21 protein-coding genes are annotated in these 23,105 nt (G+C 69.3%); 13 read left to right on the top strand and 8 right to left on the bottom strand.

The window, feature by feature from the left end; translation table 11 throughout:
• Positions 1-4: 4 nt before the first annotated feature.
• From fliF to DDF62_RS26055, 5 genes are all read right to left on the bottom strand, one after another.
• Positions 5-1,669, bottom strand: a complete 1,665-nt coding sequence (fliF, locus tag DDF62_RS05290) for a flagellar basal-body MS-ring/collar protein FliF (protein WP_116488117.1) — start codon at positions 1,667-1,669, stop codon at positions 5-7.
• A 238-nt stretch (positions 1,670-1,907) separates the two neighbouring features.
• Positions 1,908-2,189: a CtrA inhibitor SciP gene (gene sciP / locus DDF62_RS05280; protein WP_007675208.1), complete on the bottom strand. Its 282-nt coding sequence runs from the start codon at positions 2,187-2,189 to the stop codon at positions 1,908-1,910.
• 168 nt (positions 2,190-2,357) lie between these two features.
• Positions 2,358-4,037 (bottom strand): flagellar hook protein FlgE, encoded by a 1,680-nt coding sequence (flgE, locus tag DDF62_RS05275; protein ID WP_116488115.1) that lies wholly within the window; start codon positions 4,035-4,037, stop codon positions 2,358-2,360.
• 133 nt (positions 4,038-4,170) lie between these two features.
• Positions 4,171-4,881, bottom strand: coding sequence for a flagellar hook assembly protein FlgD (locus DDF62_RS05270; RefSeq protein WP_116488114.1), 711 nt, complete (start codon positions 4,879-4,881; stop codon positions 4,171-4,173).
• An 11-nt stretch (positions 4,882-4,892) separates the two neighbouring features.
• Complete coding sequence (locus DDF62_RS26055; RefSeq protein ID WP_244286707.1) at positions 4,893-6,536, bottom strand: flagellar hook-length control protein FliK; 1,644 nt, start codon at positions 6,534-6,536, stop codon at positions 4,893-4,895.
• Positions 6,537-6,583: 47 nt separating this feature from the next.
• On the opposite strand from DDF62_RS26055, the gene DDF62_RS25365 reads away from it, so the two are divergent.
• From DDF62_RS25365 to mnmA, 4 genes are all read left to right on the top strand, one after another.
• Positions 6,584-6,964 (top strand): hypothetical protein, encoded by a 381-nt coding sequence (locus tag DDF62_RS25365; RefSeq protein ID WP_133244893.1) that lies wholly within the window; start codon positions 6,584-6,586, stop codon positions 6,962-6,964.
• A complete protein-coding gene (flgK, locus tag DDF62_RS05260) occupies positions 6,964-9,072 on the top strand; it encodes a flagellar hook-associated protein FlgK (protein WP_116488113.1) in 2,109 nt (702 codons plus the stop codon). Before DDF62_RS25365 ends, flgK begins: the two co-directional genes overlap by 1 nt.
• Positions 9,073-9,080: 8 nt before the next feature.
• On the top strand, positions 9,081-10,004 hold the full coding sequence (locus DDF62_RS05255) for a flagellin (protein ID WP_116488112.1): 924 nt from the start codon (positions 9,081-9,083) through the stop codon (positions 10,002-10,004).
• Positions 10,005-10,069: 65 nt separating this feature from the next.
• The gene (mnmA, locus tag DDF62_RS05250) at positions 10,070-11,296 is read left to right on the top strand and encodes a tRNA 2-thiouridine(34) synthase MnmA (RefSeq protein ID WP_116488111.1); all 1,227 of its coding nucleotides are present in this window, start codon (positions 10,070-10,072) and stop codon (positions 11,294-11,296) included.
• Positions 11,297-11,496: 200 nt separating this feature from the next.
• Here mnmA and DDF62_RS05245 read toward each other — a convergent pair whose 3' ends face one another.
• Positions 11,497-12,027 (bottom strand): phosphoribosyltransferase, encoded by a 531-nt coding sequence (locus tag DDF62_RS05245; protein ID WP_101718025.1) that lies wholly within the window; start codon positions 12,025-12,027, stop codon positions 11,497-11,499.
• 15 nt (positions 12,028-12,042) lie between these two features.
• Positions 12,043-13,014, bottom strand: a complete 972-nt coding sequence (locus DDF62_RS05240) for an MJ0042-type zinc finger domain-containing protein (protein ID WP_116488110.1) — start codon at positions 13,012-13,014, stop codon at positions 12,043-12,045.
• Between the two features lie 57 nt (positions 13,015-13,071).
• On the opposite strand from DDF62_RS05240, the gene ftsE reads away from it, so the two are divergent.
• Genes ftsE through DDF62_RS05220 form a run of 4 tightly spaced genes read left to right on the top strand, consistent with a single transcriptional unit; the run spans position 13,072 to position 16,047 of the window.
• Complete coding sequence (gene ftsE, locus DDF62_RS05235) at positions 13,072-13,806, top strand: cell division ATP-binding protein FtsE (RefSeq protein WP_165832178.1); 735 nt, start codon at positions 13,072-13,074, stop codon at positions 13,804-13,806.
• Positions 13,803-14,696: a cell division protein FtsX gene (locus DDF62_RS05230; RefSeq protein WP_116488108.1), complete on the top strand. Its 894-nt coding sequence runs from the start codon at positions 13,803-13,805 to the stop codon at positions 14,694-14,696. Before ftsE ends, DDF62_RS05230 begins: the two co-directional genes overlap by 4 nt.
• On the top strand, positions 14,693-15,343 hold the full coding sequence (locus DDF62_RS05225; protein WP_116488107.1) for a YdcF family protein: 651 nt from the start codon (positions 14,693-14,695) through the stop codon (positions 15,341-15,343). The genes DDF62_RS05230 and DDF62_RS05225 overlap by 4 nt, the downstream gene beginning before the upstream one ends.
• Entirely contained in the window at positions 15,340-16,047 is a 708-nt protein-coding gene (locus tag DDF62_RS05220; protein ID WP_116488106.1) for a lysophospholipid acyltransferase family protein, read from the top strand. Before DDF62_RS05225 ends, DDF62_RS05220 begins: the two co-directional genes overlap by 4 nt.
• A gap of 119 nt (positions 16,048-16,166) precedes the next feature.
• Here DDF62_RS05220 and DDF62_RS05215 read toward each other — a convergent pair whose 3' ends face one another.
• Positions 16,167-16,727: a gamma-glutamylcyclotransferase gene (locus DDF62_RS05215; protein ID WP_116488230.1), complete on the bottom strand. Its 561-nt coding sequence runs from the start codon at positions 16,725-16,727 to the stop codon at positions 16,167-16,169.
• 38 nt (positions 16,728-16,765) lie between these two features.
• Here DDF62_RS05215 and DDF62_RS05210 point away from each other — a divergent pair, with 38 nt between their 5' ends.
• From DDF62_RS05210 to DDF62_RS05190, 5 genes are all read left to right on the top strand, one after another.
• Positions 16,766-17,785 (top strand): DUF2125 domain-containing protein, encoded by a 1,020-nt coding sequence (locus tag DDF62_RS05210; protein WP_116488105.1) that lies wholly within the window; start codon positions 16,766-16,768, stop codon positions 17,783-17,785.
• Between the two features lie 291 nt (positions 17,786-18,076).
• Complete coding sequence (locus DDF62_RS05205; RefSeq protein WP_116488104.1) at positions 18,077-18,868, top strand: chorismate mutase; 792 nt, start codon at positions 18,077-18,079, stop codon at positions 18,866-18,868.
• Between the two features lie 48 nt (positions 18,869-18,916).
• On the top strand, positions 18,917-20,032 hold the full coding sequence (gene hisC / locus DDF62_RS05200) for a histidinol-phosphate transaminase (RefSeq protein WP_116488229.1): 1,116 nt from the start codon (positions 18,917-18,919) through the stop codon (positions 20,030-20,032).
• Between the two features lie 140 nt (positions 20,033-20,172).
• Entirely contained in the window at positions 20,173-21,114 is a 942-nt protein-coding gene (locus DDF62_RS05195) for a prephenate/arogenate dehydrogenase family protein (protein WP_116488103.1), read from the top strand.
• A 252-nt stretch (positions 21,115-21,366) separates the two neighbouring features.
• Complete coding sequence (locus DDF62_RS05190) at positions 21,367-22,992, top strand: phytoene desaturase family protein (RefSeq protein ID WP_116488102.1); 1,626 nt, start codon at positions 21,367-21,369, stop codon at positions 22,990-22,992.
• Positions 22,993-23,105: the final 113 nt, after the last annotated feature.

The following is a 23,105-nucleotide window of genomic DNA, read 5'->3' as shown; positions in this document are numbered from 1 at the left end:
CAGATCACTCCGACTCGTGCAGCCAGTTGCGCAGGATCGCGACCGACTCTTCGGGGTGCTTCTCGACGAACTCCGACACGCGCTTGATCGACGAGGCCTTCACCTGGCCTTCGATCTTGGCGATGTCGATGCGCTGGTCGATGTCCGACACCGGGCCGGCGATGGCGATCGGCTCGCCCGACTGGTCGACGACGACCTGCTGGGTGGTGCCGTCCGACAGGGTGACCAGGCGGGTGACCGGCTGGTCGCCCTGGCCCAGGGCCAGCTGGATCGGGTGCTGGCCGGCCGGCTGGGTCAGGCTCTTGATGAACGGGCGCACAGCGAACAGCAGGATCAGCAGGGCGACGATGGCCAGGACGCCGATCTCGGCGACGCGCATCAGGTCGTTCTTGTCGAAGCCGGCCATCAGCCCGCCCTTGCCGTCCAGCCCCTGGTCCTCGGCGGTCGGGAAGCGGATGTTGGTGACCTTCACCTGGTCGCCGCGGGCGGCGTCGTAACCGATGGCGGTCTTCACCAGTTCTTCGATCTGGGCGATCTCTTCGGCGGTGCGCGGGGTGTAGGCGCCCGGCTTGCCGTCCTTGCCCGGGGCGGCGGTGACGCCGTCCACGGCCACGGCCACGGCGACCTTCTTCATGGCGCCCGGCTCGACCACTTCGGTGCGGACGGTCTCGGAGTTCTGATAGTTGGTCGTCGTCTCGTTGGCGCCCGAGGTCGAACCCAGCGGCTGCAGGCCGCCCGGCGCGGCGCCGGGGATGTTCTGGGTGGCGGTGACGCCGCCGGTGTCGTCGTTCTTGGTCTCGGAGGCGTTGTTGGCGCTGGTGCTTTCCGACAGCACGACCTGGCCGTCCGGATCGTAACGCTTTTCCTGGGTGGTGATGCGGTTCAGGTCGAGGTCGGCGGTGACCGTGACGCGGGCCTTGCCCGGGCCCAGGACGCCGTCGAGCATTTCCTTGACGCTCTTGCCGATGCGGGCCTCGGCCTCGGACTTGCGGTCCTGGGCCAGGCGGCCGGCCAGGCTCTCGTCGCCGCCGGCCGACAGAGTCTTGCCGTGGTCGTCGATGACGTTGACGCGCTCGGGCTTCATGCCCGGGACCGAGCCGGCGACCAGGTTCTGGACGGCGGCGACCATGTCCGACGACGGCTCGCGGCCGGCGGTGCCGATGGTGACGGCGGCCGACGGCTGCTCGGCGTCCTCCTCGAACAGCTGGCGCTTGGGCAGGACCAGGTGCACGCGGACGTCGCGCACGCCCTGCCAGCCGCGGATGGTGCGTTCCAGCTCGCCCTGCAGGGCGCGCTGGCGGTTCAGTTGCTGGACGAAGTCGGTCTGGCCGATGGCGTTGCCGGTGTCGAAGATCTCGTAGCCGATCGAACCCGAGGTCACGAGGCCCTTGCCCGAAACCAGCAGGCGCGCGGAATTGACCTTGTCGCGGGCGACCATGATGGTCGAGCCGTCGCCCTTGGTCTCGTACTTGATGCCGGCCTGGTCCAGCGCCTGGGTGACGGCCGAAGCTTCCTTGAGGTCGAGATTCGAATACAGCAGCTCGCTCGGCTGCTTGCCCAGCATCATCACAACCGCGGCCAGCACGGCGATGGAACCGACGGCGACGCCCGCCAGGGCGGCCAGTCGGCCGACGCCGAACTTCTGAATCGCGCTCAGGAATTTATCCACTGGGCCTGTCCCTCAAACTGCGTCCGAACGGAACGCAAGCGAGACGGATGGAAGCCCGCCGTCGCTAGGCAGGATTTACCCAGTCGATGGTTAACGCCGACTTTAGATTTGAGGCCGGAACCCGACTCCATAGGCGCCAAATGGTCGCGGCCGCGCCCCAGGAGGCGCGGCCGCTGAACAGACCGTTCGGGCGCTTTCTGGAGCATAACTCCTCGCGCCCTTTCAGTTTTTCCGCCGTTTAGCGGTACTGCTGAAGCCGGGTGGTCCGCAGACCCGCCAGGCCGTGCCGGTCGATAGATTGCTGCCAGGCGAGGAATTCCTCGTTGGTCAGCTTGTAACGATCGCACGCCTCGTCGAGCGAGAGGAGACCACCGCGGACGGCGGCGACCACCTCGGCCTTGCGCCGGATCACCCAACGCTGGGTTTCCGGGGGCGGAAGATCCGACAGGGTAAGAGGCGCACCGGTCGGACCGATGACGTACTTTTCACCCCGGCTGTTCGTGCGCTGCTGCTGCAACATGGCTTTACGCCTTTCCCACAACCATCACTGTTGACGAGGAATATAGGCGCCGGGGAATAACGACGGCTTAATTCCGGTAGTAAAGAAAGACCTAAACAAGGGACTTCCTCCAGCCATCAGAGTGTATCGATGTGACACACTCTGATTAAGACAAGTTAATACCTATGATCAGCGCTTAATGCTCAGAAGTTCTTCCAGCATCTGATCAGCGGTAGTGATGATTTTCGACGAGGCCGAGTACGCACGTTGCGTAGTGATCAGGCCGGTGAATTCAGTCGACAGGTCGACAGTCGAAGCTTCCAGCGTCGAAGGAGCCAGAGAACCGGCGCCGCCCTGACCCGGGGTCTTCAGGCTGTAGGTGCCGCTTTCATTGGTGACGCGGTAGGCGTTGCCATTGACGCCCTTCAGGCCGTTGGGATTCGAGAAGGTCGCGATGGCCACCTGGGCGATCCGGCGAGTCACCCCGTTGTCGAAGATGGCCGAGACGTAGCCGTCTTCATCCACCTCGATATTGGTCAGGTTGCCGAACGCGGTGCCGTTGGTGTTCACCGACTGCACGACCGACTGGCTGTTGTATTGGGTCAGGCCGCCGGCGGCGTTGGCTAGGTCGATCTGGATGTCCTGGGCGTCGATGCCCAGGCCGTCGGCCCAGCGCGGGCCCGTGCCGGTGGCGGTCGGGTCGGAGGCGCCGATGTTGATCGCCGTCGGCGTCACGCCGCCGAACAGGTTGCCGACCGAGGCCAGCTTGCCGTCCGTGGTGAAGGTGATCTTGCCCGAGCTGATCAGGCCGTTGGTGTTGTTGTCCAGGTCGCCCGGCTTGGCGCGCAGTTCGGCGAACCACTCGTTCGGGCCGGGGCCCTTGAGCAGCGACAGGGTGACGGTGCGCTGGCCGCCCTTGGAGTCCGAGACCGGGATCTGGATCTCGAAGTCCGGCTTGACGCCGGTGGTCGGGTCTTCGGCGTAGTCCGACATCGAACGCGTGGTCGGATCGTAGGCGCCGGCGCTGACGGCCTGGGCCTTGGTCGACAGGCCGAGGTCCGACAGGTTCACGGTCACGCCGCCCGAGGTGATGGTAGTCGTGCTCGGGGTCGTGGAGCCGCTCGGCGTGTAGCCGGTCAGGGCGCCCGTGGTCGGGTCATAGGTGGCCACGCCCGACTGGAACGCCACGCCGCCGCGCGTGATCGACACGGCGTACTCGTTGCCGTTGCCCGTGGGGCTGTAGGCGACGTTGTAGTTGGCGGTGCCGGCGGGGGTCTCGGGCACGGCGGTCTTGGCGACCGAGGCGTTGGCCGCGGCCGAAACGGCCTGTTCCGAACGCAGGTTGGCGTTGACGCCGACGCGCGTGGTCTTCTCGGCGGTGCCGCCGACGGTGCCGACGTTGATCGACGACAGCTGGGTCAGGTCCGACGGGTCGGGCGTGATCATGCCGGTGACCGGATCGGCCAGCCAGCCTTGCAGATACAGGCCGGCGTCGTTCTTCAGGTAGCCCAGGTTGTCCAGCTGGAACGAACCGGCGCGGGTGAACGAGCGGGTGTCGGTGGCGGTCAGGCCTTCCGGCTTCTCGGTGGCGACGAAGAAGCCCGAGCCGGCGATCGACAGGTCCAGGCTCGAGGTCGTCGACTGGGTCAGGCCCTGCTGGCTGATGAACTGGTGCGTCAGAGCCTTCACGCCGCCGGCGCTATAGGTGTTGTTCTTGCTCTGCGAGGTGACCAGCGTCGAGAAGTTGGCCGACGAGCGCTTGTAGCCGACGGTGTTGACGTTGGCGATGTTGTCCGAGATCGCGGCCAGGGCCGACGAGTTGGCGACCAGACCGGAGACGCCCGAGAGCATGGCGCTGTTGATGGACATGACTGAAATCCTGCTCGTGAGGTTTGTTTGGCGGGGTTCAGCGCAGTTTGCGTTTGGGTCCCGGGTCGGCCGTCTGGCTCGGTGGGGGACCGCGTCGGCGTCATTCTGACGCCCGGTTCATTCCGTGGAGGCCTTAGGCGGCCTCGGCCTGCGTTTCCGGTGTCTTGTCCGGAGCATTGGTGACGCCGATCACCTGGCTGATCGGCACCTTGACGCCGTCGATGGTGACCATGTTCTGGCCGCTCTCGTTGGTCACCGCGGTCACGATGCCTTCGATGCGGCCCTTGGAGGTGGTGGCGATCTTCGTGCCTTCGCCGTCGAGGGCGGTGACGCGCAGGGTGTAGGCGGCGCCGTTGGGCTGCTGGACGCCGCTGGTGCTGTCCTTGCCGTCCCACTCGAAGGTGTGGTCGCCCTTGCTCATGTCGTCGGGCAGCTTGGTGGCGACCACGTTGCCGTACTTGTCGAGCACCTCGATCTTCACCGAGGTGGCGTTGCGGCCGAGGGTGTAGCTCCAGTTGGCCTTGCCGTCCTTGAGCACCGAGGTGTCGGTCTCGGCGGTCGCCTGCTTGCCCATCATGTTGACCGCGTCGGCGATGCCGCCGTCGTTCATGCCGACCAGGGCCGCCAGCAGGTCGTTGGTGACCAGCTGCTGCTCGACGCCCGTCATCTGGACGATCTGGCCGGTGAAGGCGTTGGAATCCATCGGCGACAACGGATCCTGGTTCTTCATCTGCGTGGTCAGCAGCTTGAGGAAGGTTTCTTCGCTGCTCGCCAGCTGGTTCCTCGAGTTGTTGATCTTGTCGATCACCGAGGTGCCGGACGTCGCGCTGGTCGTGGTGGCCATGACGCTTGCTCCTAGATCTTGACGTCGACGCCGTCGGAATCCGCGAGGCGATAGCCCGGGATCAGCGACGCGGCCGAAAGGGTGGGAATGTCTTCGGCCATGGCGCCCGCGAAGGCGCGGCCGGCGAAGGCGCGACGACCGTGGTCGCCGCCCTGGAAATCGAAGAAGGCGTTCTGCTGCTGGCCCTGGCCGCCGTTGCCGCCCTGGCTCGACACGTCGAACTTCAGGGCGTTGTCGGCGACGTCGAAGCCGGCCTGGCTCAGCGCCTGGCGCAGCTCGCCGGCGCGGTGGCGCAGATCGGCGGCGGCCTGCGGGTTTTCGAAGGCCAGTGTCGCGGTCAGCTTGCCCTCGGCGCCGATGCGCACCTGCACGTCGACCTTGCCCAGGCCTTCCGGCGTCAGGACGATATCGAAGCGGGTGGTCTTGGCCTCGAGCTTCTTGGCGATCTCGGCCGACATGGCCGCGACGGTCTCGGGCGAGCCGCGCACGATGGTCTCGGCGGGCGCCTGGGCGGTCGAAGCGGCCTGGGCCTGGACGGTCGGGGCGAAGGTCGCCTCGGCCTTGGGCGCGGCGGCGTCGACCGGCGCGGCGTCAGTCGCCATCTGGGCGAAGGCGTCGGCGCCGCCGCCTTGCGATCCGCTATCGCTGTTGGTCGCTGCGTCGTGGGCGGCCTGATCGGCGGCGACGGCGTGGGCCGTGACCACGGCCTCGCCCTTGGCGGCGACCTCGACCTTGCCGGTCTTGGGCGTCAGCGCCTGGGTCTCGGCGGGCTTGGCGGTTTCGACGGCCGCGGCCTGGGCCTCGGCCGGCGCGGCGACCTCTGCGGTGTCGACCGGCGTCGCGGCCGCCGTGGTCGCGGCGGCGTCGTCGGCTGGAACCTGCACGGCCTTCAGGCTGACGATCTCGTCGCCCAGCGAGGCGGCGGCCGGCTGGGCGGCGTCGGCGGCGGCCTGCGCCTGGGCTTGAACCTGGGGCTCGGCCTTCGGCGCGGCGGGCGTTTGGGCGGGCGCGGCGGCCTGCGGCTGGGCGGCCAGCTTGGTCAGGTCGATGACCGGAACGTCCGTGGCTGCGACGGCCGCGTCGGCGACCACCGGCAGAACGGTTTCGGCGTCGACCTGCGGCGCGGCCGTGTCGGCCGCCAGGTCGGCGGCGGCCTGCACGGTCTCGGCGGCGGCAGCGACAGGAGCGGCGCCGGCCAGCTTGGCGACGTCGGAAACGGTGGCGGCCACGTCGCCGACCAGGTCGGCGGCCTTGGCCAGAAGATCGGTGGAGCCCGCGGTCGCGGTTTCGGCGACGGCGGCGACGTCGACGGCGGCGGTCTCGGCGACCTGGCCGGCGGCGACGGGCTGGGGCTGTTGCTGCGCGCTCATCGCGGCGACGACGGCCGCGCCGGCCTGGGCGGCGGCGGCGTCCTGTCCGGCGGTCTCGTCGCCGGCCTTGCTGTCGTCAGCCTTGCGGTCGGCGGCGGCGGGCTTGGCCTGCGCCTTGTTTCCGCTCGCGGGACGAGCGGCCGGCTTTTCCTGCGTCGTCTCTTCGCTCGCGCCCTTGGCGGCCAGCAGCGCGCCGAAGACGTCGCCGGCGCTCGAAGCGTCGGACGCGCCGGCGGCGCCCTGGGCGGGCGTCGGGAGCGGAAGAGAGGCGGCGATCGCGGTCATGCGGGTCGGTACGCTCTGGCTGGACGACGGCTCGGATGGAGCACGCCTTGATCCGCCGTCCCCTGAGCAATCGCCGGGCCAACCCGGAAATTTCTTTCAAGTTATTGATTCAAAAGACTTTAACTTCCGATTTACCCTTTGATTTCGGCAGGTTGCGGAGGTTTTTGCCGAGCGGAAACGGAAAGAATGACCCGTCCCCCGCCGCGTCCCTTGCCGCGTCGGGGCGTCGCAGCCGGGCTTCTGGCCGGGTTGGCGCCATCCTTGCGCTCCCCTCCTCGTCGTCCGCACGGCGCATGGAACCCAACGCCTTGTATTTCAACGGTTTGCACAACGGAAACGAGACGCTCTCGACGCCGACCCGGCAAGTTTCGCCGGGCAAGGTCGCGTCGCGTGGTTCGTGCTTTGCCGAGCGGACAGGAGATCGCTGATGTCGCTGAACACCATCCTGAACACCGCGACGTCGGGGATGATGGCCGCCCAGACGGGCATGCGCGTCGTTTCCGACAACATCGCCAACGTCAACACGGCCGGCTACGTCCGCAAGACGATCAGCCAGTCCAACCTCGTGTCGAACGGCATGGGCGTGGGCGTCAACATCGACGCCATCAAGCGCGCCACCGACCGCTTCCTGCAGTCGGCCAGCCTGAACGCCGCCTCGGACGCCGGCCGCGCCTCCGCGCTCTCGAGCGCGCTGGACAACGCCCAGGAGCTGTTCGGCGACCCCAGCGCCAAGACCAACTTCTTCTCGATGCTCGACGATGTGTTCAGCGCCTTCTCGCAGGCCGCCGACGAGCCGTCCTCGTCGCTGCTGCGCGCCCAGGCCCTGACCAAGGTCGAGGACTTCCTGGGTGAGAGCAGCCGCGTCACCGCGGGCCTCTCCAGCCTGGGCAAGGACGCCGACACCAAGATCTCGGCCGACGTCGACCGCGTGAACGTGCTGCTCAAGCAGATCGACGAGCTGAACGCCGACATCACCCGCGCCAAGACCACCGGCGTCGACGCCACCGGCTCGGAGAACATCCAGAGCGGCCTGATCGACGAACTGTCGTCGCTGATGAACGTGCAGGTCAGCCAGCGCGCCAACGGCGGCGTGCTGATCCGCTCGACCGAGGGCATGAGCCTGGCCGGCGAAGGCGCGGCCGTGATCAAGTACGAGCAGTCGCCGACCGCCAACGGCTTCCTGACGGTCACCTCGGCCAACAGCGGCGGCCAGGCCAGCCCGCTCTATATCAGCAGCGGCGAGATCAAGGGCCTGCTGGAACTGCGCAACACCGAGCTGCCGGCCCTGTCGGACCAGCTGGGCGAGTTCGTCACCCGCGCCACCGAGGAGCTGAACCGCGCCTCGAACGCCAACTCCTCGGTCCCCGCCCCGGCCACCATGACCGGCCGCGACACGGGCCTGGACGCCACCACCGCCCTCACCGGCTTCACCGGCAAGACCACCATCGCCCTGACCAACTCGGCCGGCGTCATCCAGCGCCGCATCGAGGTGGACTTCAGCGCCGGCTCGATGACGGTCGACGGCGTCGCCGGCCCGGCCTTCACCCCAGCCAACTTCCTGACCCAGCTGAACAGCGCCCTGGGCGCCGACGGCCAGGCCACCTTCTCGAACGGCGCCCTCAGCCTGTCGGCCAACGGCGGCCTGGGCGTGGCCATCGCCGACGACCCGACCAATCCGTCGACCAAGGCCGGCAAGGGCTTCAGTCACTTCTTCGGCATGAACGACATCGTCCGCCAGAACGGCTACTCGCCGTACGAGACGGGCATGACCACGGCCTCGCCGCACGGCTTCACCCCGGGCGAGGAGATCACCCTGCGCCTGACCGACATCGAGGGCGGCCGCATCCGCGACGTGAAGGTCACCGTGCCGGCCGGCGGCACCATGCAGGACATGCTGAACGCCCTGAACTCGCGCAGCGACGGCGCGGGCCAGTACGGGACCTTCGCCCTCGACTCCAAGGGCGCGCTGAGCTTCGGCTCCAACAGCGCCTCGCCGGTGACCCTGTCGGTGGTCGAGGACGGCACCCAGCGCGGCGCCGGCGGCCCGTCGCTGAGCCAGCTGTTCGGCCTGGGCCCGTCCGAGCGCAGCACGCGGGCTTCGGGCTATACGGTCGACGCGGCCATGAACAGCAACCCGGCCCGCCTGCCCTTCGCCAAGCTCGACCTGACGGCCGCCGCCGGGACCTCGGCCCTGGCCGTCGGCGACGCCCGCGGCGCCCTGGCCCTGGCCAAGGCCGGCGACAGCGCGGTCAACTTCTCTTCGGCTGGCGGCGTCGGCGCGGCCACCAGCAGCGTGCTGCGCTATGGCGCCGACTTCGCCGGCTCGATCGCCCGCAAGGCCGCCGCCGCCGAATCCAAGAAGGACGCCACCGCTTCGGTGAAGGTCGAGGTCGACACCCAGCGCCAGTCGCACGAGGGCGTCAATCTCGACGAAGAGCTCATCAATCTGACGACGTACCAGCAGGCGTTCAACGCCTCGGCCCGCCTGATCCAGGCGACCAAGGACATGTACGACGTCCTCGTGAACATCATCTGAGGTCCGCCATGACCCGTGTCTCCACCTCCGGCAACTACGGCGTGATGACGTCGAACCTGATGCTGGCGCAGGTGCGCCAGAACCAGATCGGCGAGCAGGTCTCCAGCCAGAAAGTCGCCAGCGACCTGAAGGGCTATTCCAAGAACGCCGAGATGCTGACGGCGATGAAGAGCGCCCAGGCCAAGATCGACGGCTTCCTCGACCAGACCAAGCTCGTCTCCAACCGCCTGGAGATGCAGGACATGGGCATCGAGCGCCTGGCCAACTCGGCCACCAGCGCCCGCGAGGCGATCGCCAACGCCCTGGCCGCCGGCAACGCCACCACCCTGATGCAGCAGTTGCAGAACGCCTTCGGCGACGCCGTGCAGGGCCTCAACACCAAGGCCAACGGCTACTACGTGTTCTCGGGCGCCAAGAACGACACCGCCACCACCACGGCCACGACCATGGCCGACCTGACGGCGGCCCCCAGCACCGCTTCGCTGTTCCAGAACGACCAGTACGTCACGACCAACCGCATCGACGAGTCGACCACGGTCTCGACCGGCGTGCTGGGCGACGCCCTGGGGACCGACCTGTTCGACGCCTTCAAGCAGGTCCAGGCCTATGTCGACGCCAACGGCCCGTTCACCGGCAACCTGACCGACGCCCAGTCGACCTTCCTCAAGGGGCTGCTGCCGTCCTTCGACGGCGCCCACAAGGACCTGGTCACCGCCCAGGGCAAGAACGGCCTGAACCAGAAGCGCTTCGAGGACGCCCAGGTCTCGCTTCAGGACCAGACCGACAGCCTGACGGTGATGATCGGCGGCGTCGTCGACGTCGACATGGCCGAGGCCGTCACCCGCCTGCAGGCCGCCCAGCTGGCCGTGCAGGCCTCGGCCCAGGTGTTCGCCTCGCTGCAGAACTCGTCGCTGCTGAACGTGCTGAAGTAGGGCCTTTGGACCCTGCGGCGCTGCTCCACCTCGCAAAATCGGGGTCGAGGCTCTAAATAGCGCCGATGGACGCCGACCTCGCCCGTTTCGACCCCGCCCACGCCCCCGTTCCCGACGGCGACGCCCTGATCGCGCGCGCCGCCGAGGCCGCCAGGCGTGCCGTCGGCCTGCCCAAGGGCACGCGGATCGTCGCGGCCATGTCCGGGGGCGTCGATTCGACCGTCACCGCCGCCCTGCTGGCCCGCGCCGGCTACGACGTGGTGGGCGTCACCCTGCAGCTCTACGACCACGGCGCGGCGATCTCCAAGAAGGGCGCCTGCTGCGCCGGCCAGGACATCATGGACGCGCGCATGGCGGCCGAGCGGATCGGCATCCCGCACTACGTCCTCGACTACGAAAGCCGCTTCAAGGAGCAGGTCATCGAGGAGTTCGCCGACGCCTATCTGCGCGGCGAGACCCCGATCCCGTGCGTGCGCTGCAACCAGACCGTCAAGTTCCGCGACCTGCTGGACGTGGCCCGCGACCTGGGCGCCGAGGCCATGGCCACCGGCCACTACGTGCAGCGCGGCTTCACCGCCGCCAGCAACCGCCCGCAGCTGCGCCGCGCCGCCGACCCGGCCAAGGACCAGTCCTACTTCCTGTTCGCCACCACGCGCGACCAGCTCGACTTCCTGCGCTTCCCGCTGGGCGGCTTCTCCAAGCCCGAGGTCCGCGCCGTCGCAACCGCGCTGGGCCTGTCGGTGGCCGACAAGCCCGACAGCCAGGACATCTGCTTCGTACCGGAAGGCAAATACACCACGGTCATCGACCGCATCCGCCCGCAAGGCGCGGAAGCGGGCGACATCGTGCACCTGGACGGCAAGGTGCTGGGCCGTCACGAGGGCGTCACCCGCTACACCATCGGCCAGCGGCGCGGCCTCAATGTCGGCGGCGGCACGGGCGAGCCTCTGTTCGTCGTGCGCATCGACGCCGACAAGCGCCACGTCGTGGTCGGCCCGCGCGAGGCGCTGCTGACCAAGGCGCTGACCCTGAAGGAAGACAACTGGCTGGGCGGCGAGGACGACCTGATCGCGGCCGCCAAGGCCGGCGCGCCGGTCCTGGCTCGCGTGCGCTCGACCCGCGAGCCCGTGCCCGGACGCCTGACGCTGGAAGACGGCGGCGTGCGCCTGGTGTTCGACGTCCTGGAAGAAGGCGTCGCCCCCGGCCAGGCCTGCGTGCTCTACGACCCCGCCGATCCCGAACGCGTGCTCGGCGGCGGTTTTATTGCGACCACGCAGCGGGCGATGGACTGATCCGGAAGAAACCTCCCCCTCTGGGGGAGGCGGCCGAAGGCCGGCGGGGGGCCGTTCTCAGCTTCCGCTGAATAGAGCCGATTTCCGCCCCCCTCCGATCGCTACGCGATCGCCTCCGCCACAGGGGGAGGTTCCAGAAAACGAAAACGCCGCGAAAGCCGATCAGCTCTCGCGGCGTTTTTGCGTTCGGTAGACTGAAATCAGTCCAGCGCGCCGATGTACGGCAGGCCGCGGCTCTTGCCTTCGTCGTCGAGGCCGTAGCCGACGAGGTAGCGGGCCGGGGCTTCCCAGGCCACGAAGTCGGGCTCCATGCCGCGCGAGGTCGGCCAGGGCTTGCGGGCGAAGACCGCGGTCAGCACTTCGCTGGCGCCGGCGTCCTTGACCAGGCGCGCGGCCTCCGACAGCGACAGGCCGGTGTCAAACACGTCGTCGACCACCAGGGCGCGACGACCGACCAGCGGGCGCTGCAGGTCGGCGCGCACTTCGCAGCGGCCGGTGCTCTTGCGCTCGTCATGGTACGAGGCCAGCCACAGGGCGTCGAAGCGGACGTTGCGGCCGGCCTTCCACAGGGCGCGGGTCAGGTCGGCGGCGAACCACAGGCCACCCGTCAGCAGGCAGACGGCGACGGTGTCGTCGTCGATGCGCGGGGCGATCTGGCGGGCCAGGGCTTCCACCCGCTCGGCGATTTCTTGCTCGGAAATGAGCACTTCGGGGCGGTGGAGCTCGGTCATGTCAGGGGATCTTGGTCAATGATGGTCGGCGGCGGCCGGTTCGGCCGCTCCGGTCTCATGACCAGGGGCGCCGTGTCCAGCCCCTTCCGCCGCGGAATCGGCCCCATGGGCCTCCTGCGCGCCATGATCCGTGGTCGGCGTGTCCTGGGCGCCGCGCAGTTCGGGCTCGCCGTGGCCGGCCTTGGCGGGCCCCAAGCCCGTCTTGACGGCATGGGCGGCGCCCTTCTCGACCGCGAAGCCGACCTCCAGGATCTGGGCGCTGGACGGCGGGTTCAGCAGGGTGACCGAGAAGTGGCGGGTCTGGCCGGGCGGGATGACCGGATCGGCGGCGGCGGCCAGCTGGCCGGCCACACGCTTCTGGCCCTTGTTCAGCAGGGCGATGCGCAGCGGCGGGGCCGAGACCGGCTTTTCGGTGATGTTGCGGATCACGCCGGTGACCGTCAGGGCGGCGCGGCCGTCCTGCATCGAGGGCTGGGCGCGGATGCTGCTTTCCTCGACGATCAGGCCCACGGTGTTGATCGGCTTGCCGATCATCGCGTAGGCGCCGGCCGTGCCGGGCATCAGCTTGCCGATGTTCAGATTGAAGACCCAGGCGCAGCCCAGCACCAGCACCACGAACGCGGCCATCGAGGCCCAGACGATGCCGGTGGTCTTGGCTTCCTTCAGGCGGCGCTCGGCGTCGGCGCGGGCCCGGAACACCTTGGGCAGTTCCTCCCCCGGCAGGGCGCTGACCGGCGGCTCCGGCTCTGGCTCGTCATCGAGGGCGTGCAGAGGGTCGAGCGTGGCCGACACGGCCGCGTCGTTGGCCGGCCCAGGGTTCGCCCCCGCGGCGGGCGGCGCATCGAACAGGTCGTCGTCGGCGGCGGTTTCGTTACGCGCGGTCCAGCGCGCGCCGCACGAGGCGCAACGCACGACGCGCCCAGCCGTACCGACCTTGGCGTCGTCGACGAAATAGCGGCTGGCGCACTCGGGACAGGTCAGTATCATGGCCGCGAATCGGTCATCCCCGCTTTACAGCATTGGAGGTCGCCGATTTTAACCCTGATGTCCAGAAACCCCATCGACACACCCTTGCGGACCGGCGCAGATCAAGACCCCGACGCCGTCCCCGTGGTCCGTTTCGAAGGCGTCTCCATGCGCTACGGGCGGGGTCCCGAAACCCTGCGCGACATCGGGTTTTCCCTTGCCCCGGGCTCGTTTCACTTCCTCACCGGCGCGTCTGGCGCGGGCAAGAGTTCGCTGCTCAAGCTGATCTACCTGGCCCATCGTGCGTCACGGGGTCGCGTCGAGCTGTTCGGGCGCGACGTGAACCTGGTTCCGGCCGCCGACCTGCCTTTCCTGCGCCGCCGCATCGGCGTTGTGTTCCAGGAATTCCGCCTGCTCGAGCACCTGTCGGTGTTCGACAACGCCGGCCTGCCGCTGCGCATCGCCGGCCGCAAGCCGAACACCTATCGCGACGACGTCGCCGAGCTTCTGCACTGGGTGGGCCTGGGCGAGCGGATGCACGCCCTGCCCGCCACCCTGTCGGGCGGCGAGAAGCAGCGCCTGGCCATCGCCCGCGCCGTGGTCGATCGGCCCGACATCCTGCTGGCGGACGAGCCGACCGGCAATGTCGACCCGGCCATGTCGCTGCGCCTGCTGCGCCTTTTCGTCGAGCTCAACCGCCTGGGCACCACGGTGCTGATCGCCACCCACGACGAGGAACTGGTGGCCCGCGCCGGCCGCCCCGTTCTGCATCTCGAGCACGGCCGCCTGGTCGACACCGGCGAGGCGCGATGAGCGGCCCGTTCGACATCAACCGCTGGAAGCCCGGCCCGCTGCTGCCGCCGCGCGACGCCCGCGACGGGGCGCTGGTCTTCGTCGTCGCCGTGCTGTGCTTCCTGGCCTGCCTCACCGCCCTGGCCGCCCTGGCCGCCAACCGCGCCGCCGAGGGCTGGACCTCGCAGCTGACCGGTTCGGCCACCGTCGTCGTCCGCGCCAAGGCCGGCGAGACGCCCGACAGCGCCGCCGCCCGCGCCGCCGAGACCCTGGCCGGGGTCAAGGGCGTGGTCCAGGCCCAGGCGCTCACCAAGGACAAGGCCGAGGCCCTGCTGGAGCCGTGGATCGGCCGCGACGCCCTGGTCGCCGACCTGCCGACCCCGCGCCTGGTCACCCTCGACCTCGATCCCAAGGCCCCGGCCACCGCCGAAGCCCTGACCAAGGCCCTGCACGAGGCCGCCGTCGACGCCGTGGTCGACGACCACAGCCGCTGGATCGCCGACATCCAGCGCGGCGCGGGCCTGGCCCGCTGGGCGGCGCTGGGCGTCTTCGGCCTGATCGCCGCCGCCACGGCCGCCGTCATCACCTTCGCCACCCGCGCGGGCCTGGCCGCCCGCCACGAGGTGATCGAGGTGCTGCACCATTCCGGCGCCGAAGCCGGCTTCATCGCCAGGCTGTTCCAGAACCGGTTCGCGGCCATGGCCGCCAGCGCGGGCTTGCTCGGCGGCGCGGCGGCGGTCATCGTCGGCGTCGCGGCGCGGCTGGCGGGGGGCGGCTCGGGCCTGACCCCGGTTCTGCCCCTGGCATGGGTCGACCTCCTGGCGCCCCTGCCCTGTCCGCTGATCGCCGCCCTGGTCGCGGGGCTGGCCGCGCGCGCCGCGGCCCTCCGCCTGCTGAAGGACATGCCGTGAAGAGCATCGCCGCCTTCCTGATCGTGGTGATGATCTGGGTGCTGGGCCTGCTGGCCTTCACCTCGCGGGTCGAGCGCTCGACCCCGGCCGCCGACCCGCCCGTGGCCGACGGCGTCGTGGTGCTGACCGGCGCCTCGAACCTTCGCCTTGAGGCGGCCACCAAGCTGCTCGAGGCCGGCAAGGGCAAGCGCCTGCTGATCTCCGGCGTCAACCGCGAGGCAACCCGCGCCGACGTCCTGGACGTCACCAAGGCGGTCAAGCCGATCTATGACTGCTGCGTCGACTTGGGGTTCGCCGCCGCCGACACCGTCGGCAACGCCCGCGAGACCGCCGAATGGGCCAAGGCCCGCGGCTACAAGAGCCTGATCGTCGTCACCGCCGACTACCACATGCCGCGCTCGATGCTGGAGCTGCGCGCCACCATGCCGGACGTCGAGCTCTCCGCCTATCCGGTGGCCACCGAGAGCCTGAACGCCCGTCGCTGGTGGAAGCGCTCGCACACCGCCCGGCGGATGATCGTAGAATACTGCAAGTACCTGGCGATCCTGGGGCGCGAGGCGTTCCTGAACCTGGGTCCGAAAGACAAGCCCGCCGAGACGTCGGAGACCGGGCCCGCCGAGACGTCGGCAACGGGGAAAGACTCTTGATCTATCTGCGCTCGTTCCTGTTCCAGCTGTTCTTCTGGCTGTGGTCGGCGACCATGGCCATACTGATGCTGGTGACCCTGGCGCTGCCGCGCCCAGTCAATCGCGCCGCCATGCGCATCTGGTCGCGGGGCGTGATCCTGGGCCTGCGCATCCTGGCGGGCGTGCGGGTCGAGGTGCGGGGCCAGGTCCCCACCGGCCCGGCCCTGGTGGCCGCCAAGCACCAGTCGATGTTCGACGTCTTCAGCCAGTTCGCCATCCTGCCGGACGCCTGCTTCGTGATGAAGAAGGAGCTCCTGATGGTGCCGCTGTTCGGGTGGCACGGCCTGAAGGCCCGGATGATCGTCGTCGACCGCGACGGCCATTCGGCGGCCCTGAAGAAGCTGGTGCGCGACAGTGTCGACCGCATGAAGGAGACACGCCAGGTCGTGATCTTCCCCGAAGGCACCCGCGGCAAGGTGGGCGAGCCCGGCGACTACAAGCCCGGCATCGCCGCGCTCTATCGCGAGCTGGAGCTGCCGGTCACCCCGCTGGCCCTGAACTGCGGCCAGCACTGGCTGCACAAGAGCCTGCTCGTGCAACCCGGCGTCATCGTCTTCGAATACCTGCCGCCCATCCCCGCCGGCCTCAAGCGCGGCGAGTTCATGCGCGAACTGCAGACGCGGATCGACGGCGCCACCAAGGCGCTGGAAGACGAAGGGATTTAAGATCCTCCCCCCGAAGGGGGAGGTGTCGGCGAAGCCGACGGAGGGGGACGTGACTTCCGAGTCAGCGACCTCCTAGAGATCAGCAGCCCCCCCTCCGGCCCTTCGGGCCACCTCCCCCTTCAGGGGGAGGATTTCAGCTCCCGCGCCTCCACCATCTTCAGCAGCGCCTCCATGGCGTGATCGCGCACGCCGTCCTCGCGCAGGTGGCCGACTAGATCGCGCAGGTAGTCGATGTTCGGCCCCGACAGGCCCCTGGCGCCGGCGATCAATTCTGCCTGCTGCTCGAGGGTCAGCGCCCCGGCCCACTGGCCGTGCGCGCGGTCCGACAGGAACACCAGGGCCGGGACCTCGCCGTTCCCGTCGACGCGCAGCTTGGACCAGGCCTCGAAATAGGTCTCGGTCGGCTGCTCGCGTTCGCGCAGATAGGCGTAGACCTCGGGCCAGGCGTCCTGCGCCACCCGATAGGCCACGCCGCGCACCGAGCCCCCGGGCGCCAGGCCCAGCACCAGGCCCGGCCGCTCGTAGGTGCCCCGGTGATGCACCGAATAGATGCAGAAGGCGCGCCTGCGCCCATGGAGAACCGCGGTTCTTCGGTCTATGAACGGGAACCCGGGCCGCCACATCAGCGATCCGTAACCGAACACCCAACGATCGCCGCCTTGCGGCTGCTCGCTCGCCACGCCCAAACCCCTCACCGACCGGAACAGCCCCTTCGCCCATGACCCATAGCGACCCGACGCCGTCCCGCAAGCCCCGCCGTCGCGGCCTCGTCTTGCCTTTCGTGCTCGCGGCCCTGGTCTGCATCGTCTGGAGCGTCGGCTGGTTCTACCTGCGCAACGAAATGATCAAGCGCATGGACGCGACCTCGATCCAGATGAAGGCCGAGGGCTACGACCTGTCGTGGACCAGGCGCGAGGTCACCGGCTTCCCCTTCCGCCTGGACGTGCGGCTGGAGAACGCCCGAGTCGCCGAGCCCACCGGCTGGGCCGTGCGCGCGCCGCAGCTGAAGGGCGAGGCGATGATCTACGGTATCGGCCACTGGATCATCGTCGCCCCGGCCGGCGTCGTGCTGACCCGTCCCGAGAAGGGCGACGTGACGATCACCGGCGAGGCCCTGCGCGCCAGCCTGGCCGGCTTCGACCAGTATCCGCCGCGCATCTCGGTCGAGGGCGCCAAGCTCGCCTTCACCACCGCCGCCGACGTCGAGCCGTTCCCGATCAGCTCCACGCAGGCTCTGCAGCTCCACCTGCGCCCGGGCCCCGACCAGCAGGGCGCGATCCTGTTCAAGGCCGACGGCGCCAAGGTGGCCTTCACCGGCCTGCTCGGCCGCATCGCCCAGGACCGCACCGCCTCGCTCTACTGGGACTCCCGCCTGTCGAAGGCCCCGGCCCTGCGCGGCGACAACTGGACGGACGCCGTCCGTGACTGGACCGCCGCTGGCGGCGCCATCACCGTCGAGAGCGGCAAGCTGACCGCCGGCGACGCCCTGATCGAGGCCAGGTCCGGCGCCCTGACCGTCGACCAGAACGGCCGCCTGCAAGGCGCGCTGGACGTCACCGTGCGCGAGAAGCCGACCACGGCCGAAGCCATCACCGACGCCCGCTCGGCGGTGGCGGCGGTCGCCGCGGCGGCCGGCAAGGACCCGACGCTCAGCGCCACCCTGGAGTTCCAGAACGGCCGCACGCGCCTGGGGCCGTTCGACACGGGTCCGTCGCCGCAGGTGTATGTGCCGCGCTGATCTCTTACATCCTCCCGTCATTCCCGCCCTTGTGGCGGGAAACCCTGGTTCCGCTCGCAGGTGAGGTGCAAGCGACGTGCTCAGCACGCCGCCTCATCCGCCCTTGCAGCTGACAGAGGGGTTCCCGCCACAAGGGCGGGAATGACGGGAGTTTAGGTTCGGACACGTATCCGGCCGCCTCCGCCGCGCTCATCCGCCCCACCGAACCACGCAATTTCCTTCCCCGGCGACGCGGCTATTGCACCCTTCGCGGCAAGGACTATGTTCCGCCCCTCATTTTCGGGGATAGACATGGGTCGCGACGCGGACGAGACGCCGCCCTCGCTGGACGAGGTCCGATGGCGCATCGACGCCATCGATAACCAACTGCTCGCGCTGATCGACGAGCGGGCAGGCCTGTCGCGCGCCGTGGCCGCGGCCAAGCAGGCCGCCGGCGACACCGGTTTTGGCCTGCGCCCCGGCCGCGAGGCCCTGATCGTCCGCAAGCTGCTGTCGGCGGAGCGCAGCCACGCCCCCGACGCCCTCGTCATCCGCATCTGGCGCGAGCTGATGGCCGACAGCCTGTCGCGCCAGGGCCCGTTCCACCTGACGGTCTGGGGCGACGGCCGCACCGTCGAGCTGGCCCGCCTGCGCTTCGGCGCCGCGCCGCCAATGGCCGTGGTCGCCGCCGACAAGGACGCCCTGGCCGCCGCCAAGACGCCGTGGGGCGTCTCGGTGCTGGGCCTGCAACCGGGCAGCGCCTGGTGGGGCCGCCTGCTGGCCGAACCGACGCTGAACATCTTCGCCGCCCTGCCCTGCCTGACCCGCTGGGGTCCGCAGGCCGCCTTCGCCGTGGCCCAGGTCGAGGTCGAGCCCACCGGCGGCGACCAGACCTTCTGGGTGACCGATAGCCAGAAGAGCGCCGGCGCCATCGTCGAGGCCCTGGGCGCCGACGGCGTGGCGGCCGAACCGCTGGCCGAGGCCGGCGGCCTGAAGCTCTTTTCGCTGTCGGGCTTCTACCAGCGCAACGACGAGCGCCTGGCCCGCGCGCCAGGCCAGCTGACCGGCGTCATCGGGGCTGCGCCGGTTCCCTTCGACGTGTAAGAAGGCCCCGTTTTTCGCAAGGGCCTCATGGCCCGCCTGAGACCCGTGATGACCGCTTCCGACCGTTCCGCCTCGCCTCGTCCGCTGCCCAAGCCGGGCATCCTCGACATCGCCGCCTATGTGGGCGGCAAGTCGAAGATCGAGGGGATCGCCCATCCGGTGAAGCTGTCCAGCAACGAAAACGTCCTCGGCTGCAGCGACAAGGCCAAGGCCGCCTATCGCGACGCCGTCGACCGCCTGCACGTCTATCCGGACGGCAAGTCGAACGCCCTGCGCGCCGCTGTCGCCGATCGCTACGGCCTGGAGCCCGAGCGCCTGACCTTCGGCGACGGCAGCGACGAGATCTTCGCCCTGCTGTGCCAGGTCTATCTCGAGCCGGGCGACAACATCGTCCAGGGCGAGCACGGCTTTGCCGCCTATGCGATCGGCGCCCGCGCCTGCCAGGCGCAGGTCCGCTTCGCCAAGGAGCCGAACCGCCGCATCGACCTGGAAGAGACCATCAAGCAAGTCGACGAGCGCACGCGCCTGGTGTTCATCGCCAACCCGGCCAACCCGACCGGCACCTGGCTGACCGGCGAGGAGATCCGCGCGATCCACGCGGCCCTGCCGCCATCGGTGATCCTGGTGCTGGACGGCGCCTATGCCGAGTTCTGCACCGATCCGCGCTTCGAGGACGGCCTGGCCCTGGCCCGCGAGACGCAGAACGTCATCGTCACCCGCACCTTCTCGAAGATCCACGGCCTGGCCGCCCTGCGCGTGGGCTGGGGCTATGCGGACTTCGGCATCATCGATCCGATCGAGCGCATCCGCCCGCCGTTCAACACCTCGATCCCCGGCCAGGACGCCGCCATCGCCGCCCTGGCCGACCGCGAATTCGAGGCCGCCTCGGTGGCCCTGGTCGAGCAATGGCGTCCGTGGCTGGCCCAACAGCTGGGCGGCCTTGGCCTGACGGTCACCCCGTCGGCGGCCAATTTCGTGCTGGTCGACTTCCCGACGACGCCAGGCAGGACCGCTCTCGACGCCGAGGCCTTCCTGGCCAGCAAGGGCTACCTCGTCCGCGCCGTCGCCAACTACGGCCTGCCGGAATCGATCCGCATCACCATCGGCCGCGAGGAGCACAACCGCGCCGTGGTCGACCTGCTGGCGCAGTTCGTAGCGCAGTGATGGAATCCCCTTCCCCCTCGATGGGGGAAGGGTCGGGGATGGGGGTGACCACCCACCGTTCCGCCGCAACCAGACCGACCGCCGCTTCACCCCCACCCAACCCTCCCCCATCGAGGGGGAGGGCGTATAAGATCCAAACCATGTCCCCCACCGGCCTGCTCTATCCCAAGATGACTGTCGTCGGCGCCGGCCTGATCGGCGGCTCGGTGATCCTGGCCGCGCGCGCCCACGGCGTGGTCGGCGAGGTCACCATCGCCGACGCCAGCGAGGCCCACCGCGCCCGCGCGCTGGAGATCGGCCTGGCCGACCACGTCACCGGCGACCTGGCCGAAGCGGTCAAGGACGCCGATCTCGTCGTCATCGCCACGCCCGTGCTGTCGATCGGCGAGGTGGCGGCCGCCGTCGCCCCGCACCTCAAGGCCGGCGCCACCCTGACCGACGTCGGCTCGACCAAGGCCACCATCGCCGAGGCCTTCCGCGCGCCGGCGCTCTCCAAGGTGTTCCCGATCCCCGGCCACCCGATCGCCGGCACCGAGCAATCGGGTCCCGACGCCGGCTTCGCCGAGCTGTTCGAAGGCCGCTGGACCATCCTGACCCCGCTGGCCGACCGCGAGGACGAAGCCTACGCCGCCGCCGTCGCCAAGCTGTCGGCCTTCTGGCGCTCGTTCGGCGCCCAGGTCGAGCTGATGGAGGAGAAGCACCACGACCTGGTGCTGGCCGTCGTCAGCCACCTGCCCCACCTGATCGCCTACACCATCGTCGGCAGCGCGGCCGACCTCGAGAACGTCACCGAGAACGAGGTCATCAAGTATTCGGCCTCGGGCTTCCGCGACTTCACCCGCATCGCCGCCAGCGACCCGACCATGTGGCGCGACATCTTCGTGGCCAACAAGGACGCGGTGCTGGAGATGCTGGGCCGCTTCACCGAAGACCTTCAGGCCATGAGCCGCGCCATCCGCTGGGGCGACGCCGACACCCTGCACGCCCACTTCACCCGCACCCGGGCGATCCGGCGCGGCATCGTCGCCGCCGGCCAGGAAAGCGCCGAACCGAACTTCGGGCGCGATCGGGGCAAGCACTAATTCTTGATCCCTCTCTCTTTGAGAGAGGGAGGGGCCCACGCCGCAGGCGTGGGAGGGTGAGAGGTTTCACCGCTGGCAGGTGGAATCTCTGACCCCCGCACAAAAACCCGGCAATCTGAAACCCCTCACCCTCCCACCGCTTCGCGGCGGGCCCCTCCCTCTCCCTATGGGAGAGGTTTCTCTTGGGCCGCTGGACTATTTTACACCCGTATAGCAACCTCCTCACCAGACGCTTCTGGGGGAGATGCGAGCATGACCGACACCCGTGACGCCGTGATCATCGGCGGAGGCCACAACGGCCTCGTCTGCGCCTTCTACCTGGCCAGGGCCGGGATGAAGGTCACCGTCTGCGAGGCTCGCGGCGTGGTCGGCGGGGCGGCGGTTACAGAGGAGTTCCATCCAGGCTTCCGCAACTCGGTGGCCAGCTACACGGTCAGCCTGCTCAATCCGCGCGTCATCGCCGACATGGACCTGCACGGGTTCGGCCTGACCTTCCTGGAACGGCCGATCTCCAACTTCCTGCCGATCAGCAAAGACAAATACCTGAAGCTCGGCGGCGGCCTGGAACGCACGCAAGCCGAGTTCCGCAAGTTCAGCCGCCGCGACGCCGAGATCCTGCCGGCCTACTACGCCATGCTCGACGAGATCGGCGACGTGCTGCGCGATCTCGCCCAGGAGACTCCGCCCAACCTCGGCGACGGCCTGCCGGGGATCCTGCGCGCCCTGCGCCAGGGCGGGCGGCTGGCCATGCTCTCCCGTGAGAGGAAGCGTGACCTGCTCGACCTGTTCACCAAGAGCGCGCGGGATTTCCTGGGCGGCTGGTTCGAGAGCGAGCCGGTCAAGGCCGCCTTCGGCTTCGACGCCGTGGTCGGCAACTACGCCAGCCCCGACACGCCGGGCTCGGCCTATGTGCTGCTGCACCACACCTTCGGCGAGGTGAACGGCAAGAAGGGCGCCTGGGGCCACGCGGTCGGCGGCATGGGCGCGATCACCCAGGCCATGGCGAAGGCCTGCGAGAAGGCCGGGGTCGAGATCCTGCTGAACGCCCCCGTCGAGGGGGTGCACGTGGACGGAGGCAAAGCCGTGGGCGTGCAACTGGTCGACGGCCGCCAGATCATGGCCCCGATCGTCAGCGCCAACGTCAATCCGGCCCTGCTCTACAAGAAGCTGGTGCCGCCATCGGCTCTGCCGGCCGATTTCAGGAAGGCGATCGACGGCTACAAGAACGGCTCGGGCACCTTCCGCATGAACGTCGCCCTGTCGGAGCTGCCGGACTTCACGTCCCTGCCCGGCAAGGCGGTGGCCCAGCATCACCAGAGCGGGATCGTCATCGCCCCCAGCCTCGACTACATGGACGCGGCCTATCGCGACGCCAAGGCCGGCGGCATGAGCAAAGCGCCGATCGTCGAGATGCTGATCCCCTCGACGCTCGACACCAGCCTGGCCCCGCCCGGCCAGCACGTGGCCAGCCTGTTCTGCCAGCAGTTCGCACCGACGCTGCCCGATGGTCGCGGCTGGGACGACGAGCGCGAGGCCGCCGCAGACCTGATCATCGACACGGTCGACAAGTGGGCCCCCAACTTCAAGGCCTCGGTGCTGGGGCGGGTCATCCTGTCGCCGCTCGATCTGGAGCGGAAGTTCGGCCTGATCGGCGGCGACATCATGCACGGCCACATGAGCCTGGATCAGCTGTGGGCCACGCGTCCACTGCTGGGACACGCCAGCCACCGCGCGCCGATCAAGGGCCTCTACATGTGCGGCGCGGGCACGCATCCCGGCGGCGGCGTCTCGGGCAATCCCGGCCGCAACGCAGCCCGCGAGATCCTGCGGGACAAGGACTTCGCCACGGCGGTGAAGCTGGCCGTGGTGGGGCGGTGACCGCCACGCGCTTTCTCCCTTCCCCCTCGATGGGGGAAGGGCCGGGGATCGGGGTGACCGCGGCGGTGGACGCCACACGGGCCGCGCCCCTTCCGGACCCGCTGTCACCCCCA

It is taken from the genome of Caulobacter radicis, assembly GCF_003094615.1.
Taxonomy (GTDB): Bacteria; Pseudomonadota; Alphaproteobacteria; order Caulobacterales; family Caulobacteraceae; genus Caulobacter; species Caulobacter radicis.
Note: the sequence above shows the minus strand (reverse complement) of the source record. Positions and strands in the feature narration are given on the sequence as shown.

What these genes read in the sequence shown, in the direction of transcription:
- sciP (WP_007675208.1), bottom strand. Translation starts at nt 2,189, where the DNA reads ATGTTGCAGCAGCAGCGCACGAACAGCCGGGGTGAAAAGTACGTCATC.
- flgE (WP_116488115.1), bottom strand. Translation starts at nt 4,037, where the DNA reads ATGTCCATCAACAGCGCCATGCTCTCGGGCGTCTCCGGTCTGGTCGCC.
- DDF62_RS05270 (WP_116488114.1), bottom strand. Translation starts at nt 4,881, where the DNA reads ATGGCCACCACGACCAGCGCGACGTCCGGCACCTCGGTGATCGACAAG.
- DDF62_RS26055 (WP_244286707.1), bottom strand. Translation starts at nt 6,536, where the DNA reads ATGACCGCGATCGCCGCCTCTCTTCCGCTCCCGACGCCCGCCCAGGGC.
- flgK (WP_116488113.1), top strand. Translation starts at nt 6,964, where the DNA reads ATGTCGCTGAACACCATCCTGAACACCGCGACGTCGGGGATGATGGCC.
- DDF62_RS05255 (WP_116488112.1), top strand. Translation starts at nt 9,081, where the DNA reads ATGACCCGTGTCTCCACCTCCGGCAACTACGGCGTGATGACGTCGAAC.
- mnmA (WP_116488111.1), top strand. Translation starts at nt 10,070, where the DNA reads ATGGACGCCGACCTCGCCCGTTTCGACCCCGCCCACGCCCCCGTTCCC.
- DDF62_RS05245 (WP_101718025.1), bottom strand. Translation starts at nt 12,027, where the DNA reads ATGACCGAGCTCCACCGCCCCGAAGTGCTCATTTCCGAGCAAGAAATC.
- DDF62_RS05240 (WP_116488110.1), bottom strand. Translation starts at nt 13,014, where the DNA reads ATGATACTGACCTGTCCCGAGTGCGCCAGCCGCTATTTCGTCGACGAC.
- ftsE (WP_165832178.1), top strand. Translation starts at nt 13,072, where the DNA reads ATGTCCAGAAACCCCATCGACACACCCTTGCGGACCGGCGCAGATCAA.
- DDF62_RS05230 (WP_116488108.1), top strand. Translation starts at nt 13,803, where the DNA reads ATGAGCGGCCCGTTCGACATCAACCGCTGGAAGCCCGGCCCGCTGCTG.
- DDF62_RS05210 (WP_116488105.1), top strand. Translation starts at nt 16,766, where the DNA reads ATGACCCATAGCGACCCGACGCCGTCCCGCAAGCCCCGCCGTCGCGGC.
- DDF62_RS05205 (WP_116488104.1), top strand. Translation starts at nt 18,077, where the DNA reads ATGGGTCGCGACGCGGACGAGACGCCGCCCTCGCTGGACGAGGTCCGA.
- hisC (WP_116488229.1), top strand. Translation starts at nt 18,917, where the DNA reads ATGACCGCTTCCGACCGTTCCGCCTCGCCTCGTCCGCTGCCCAAGCCG.
- DDF62_RS05195 (WP_116488103.1), top strand. Translation starts at nt 20,173, where the DNA reads ATGTCCCCCACCGGCCTGCTCTATCCCAAGATGACTGTCGTCGGCGCC.
- DDF62_RS05190 (WP_116488102.1), top strand. Translation starts at nt 21,367, where the DNA reads ATGACCGACACCCGTGACGCCGTGATCATCGGCGGAGGCCACAACGGC.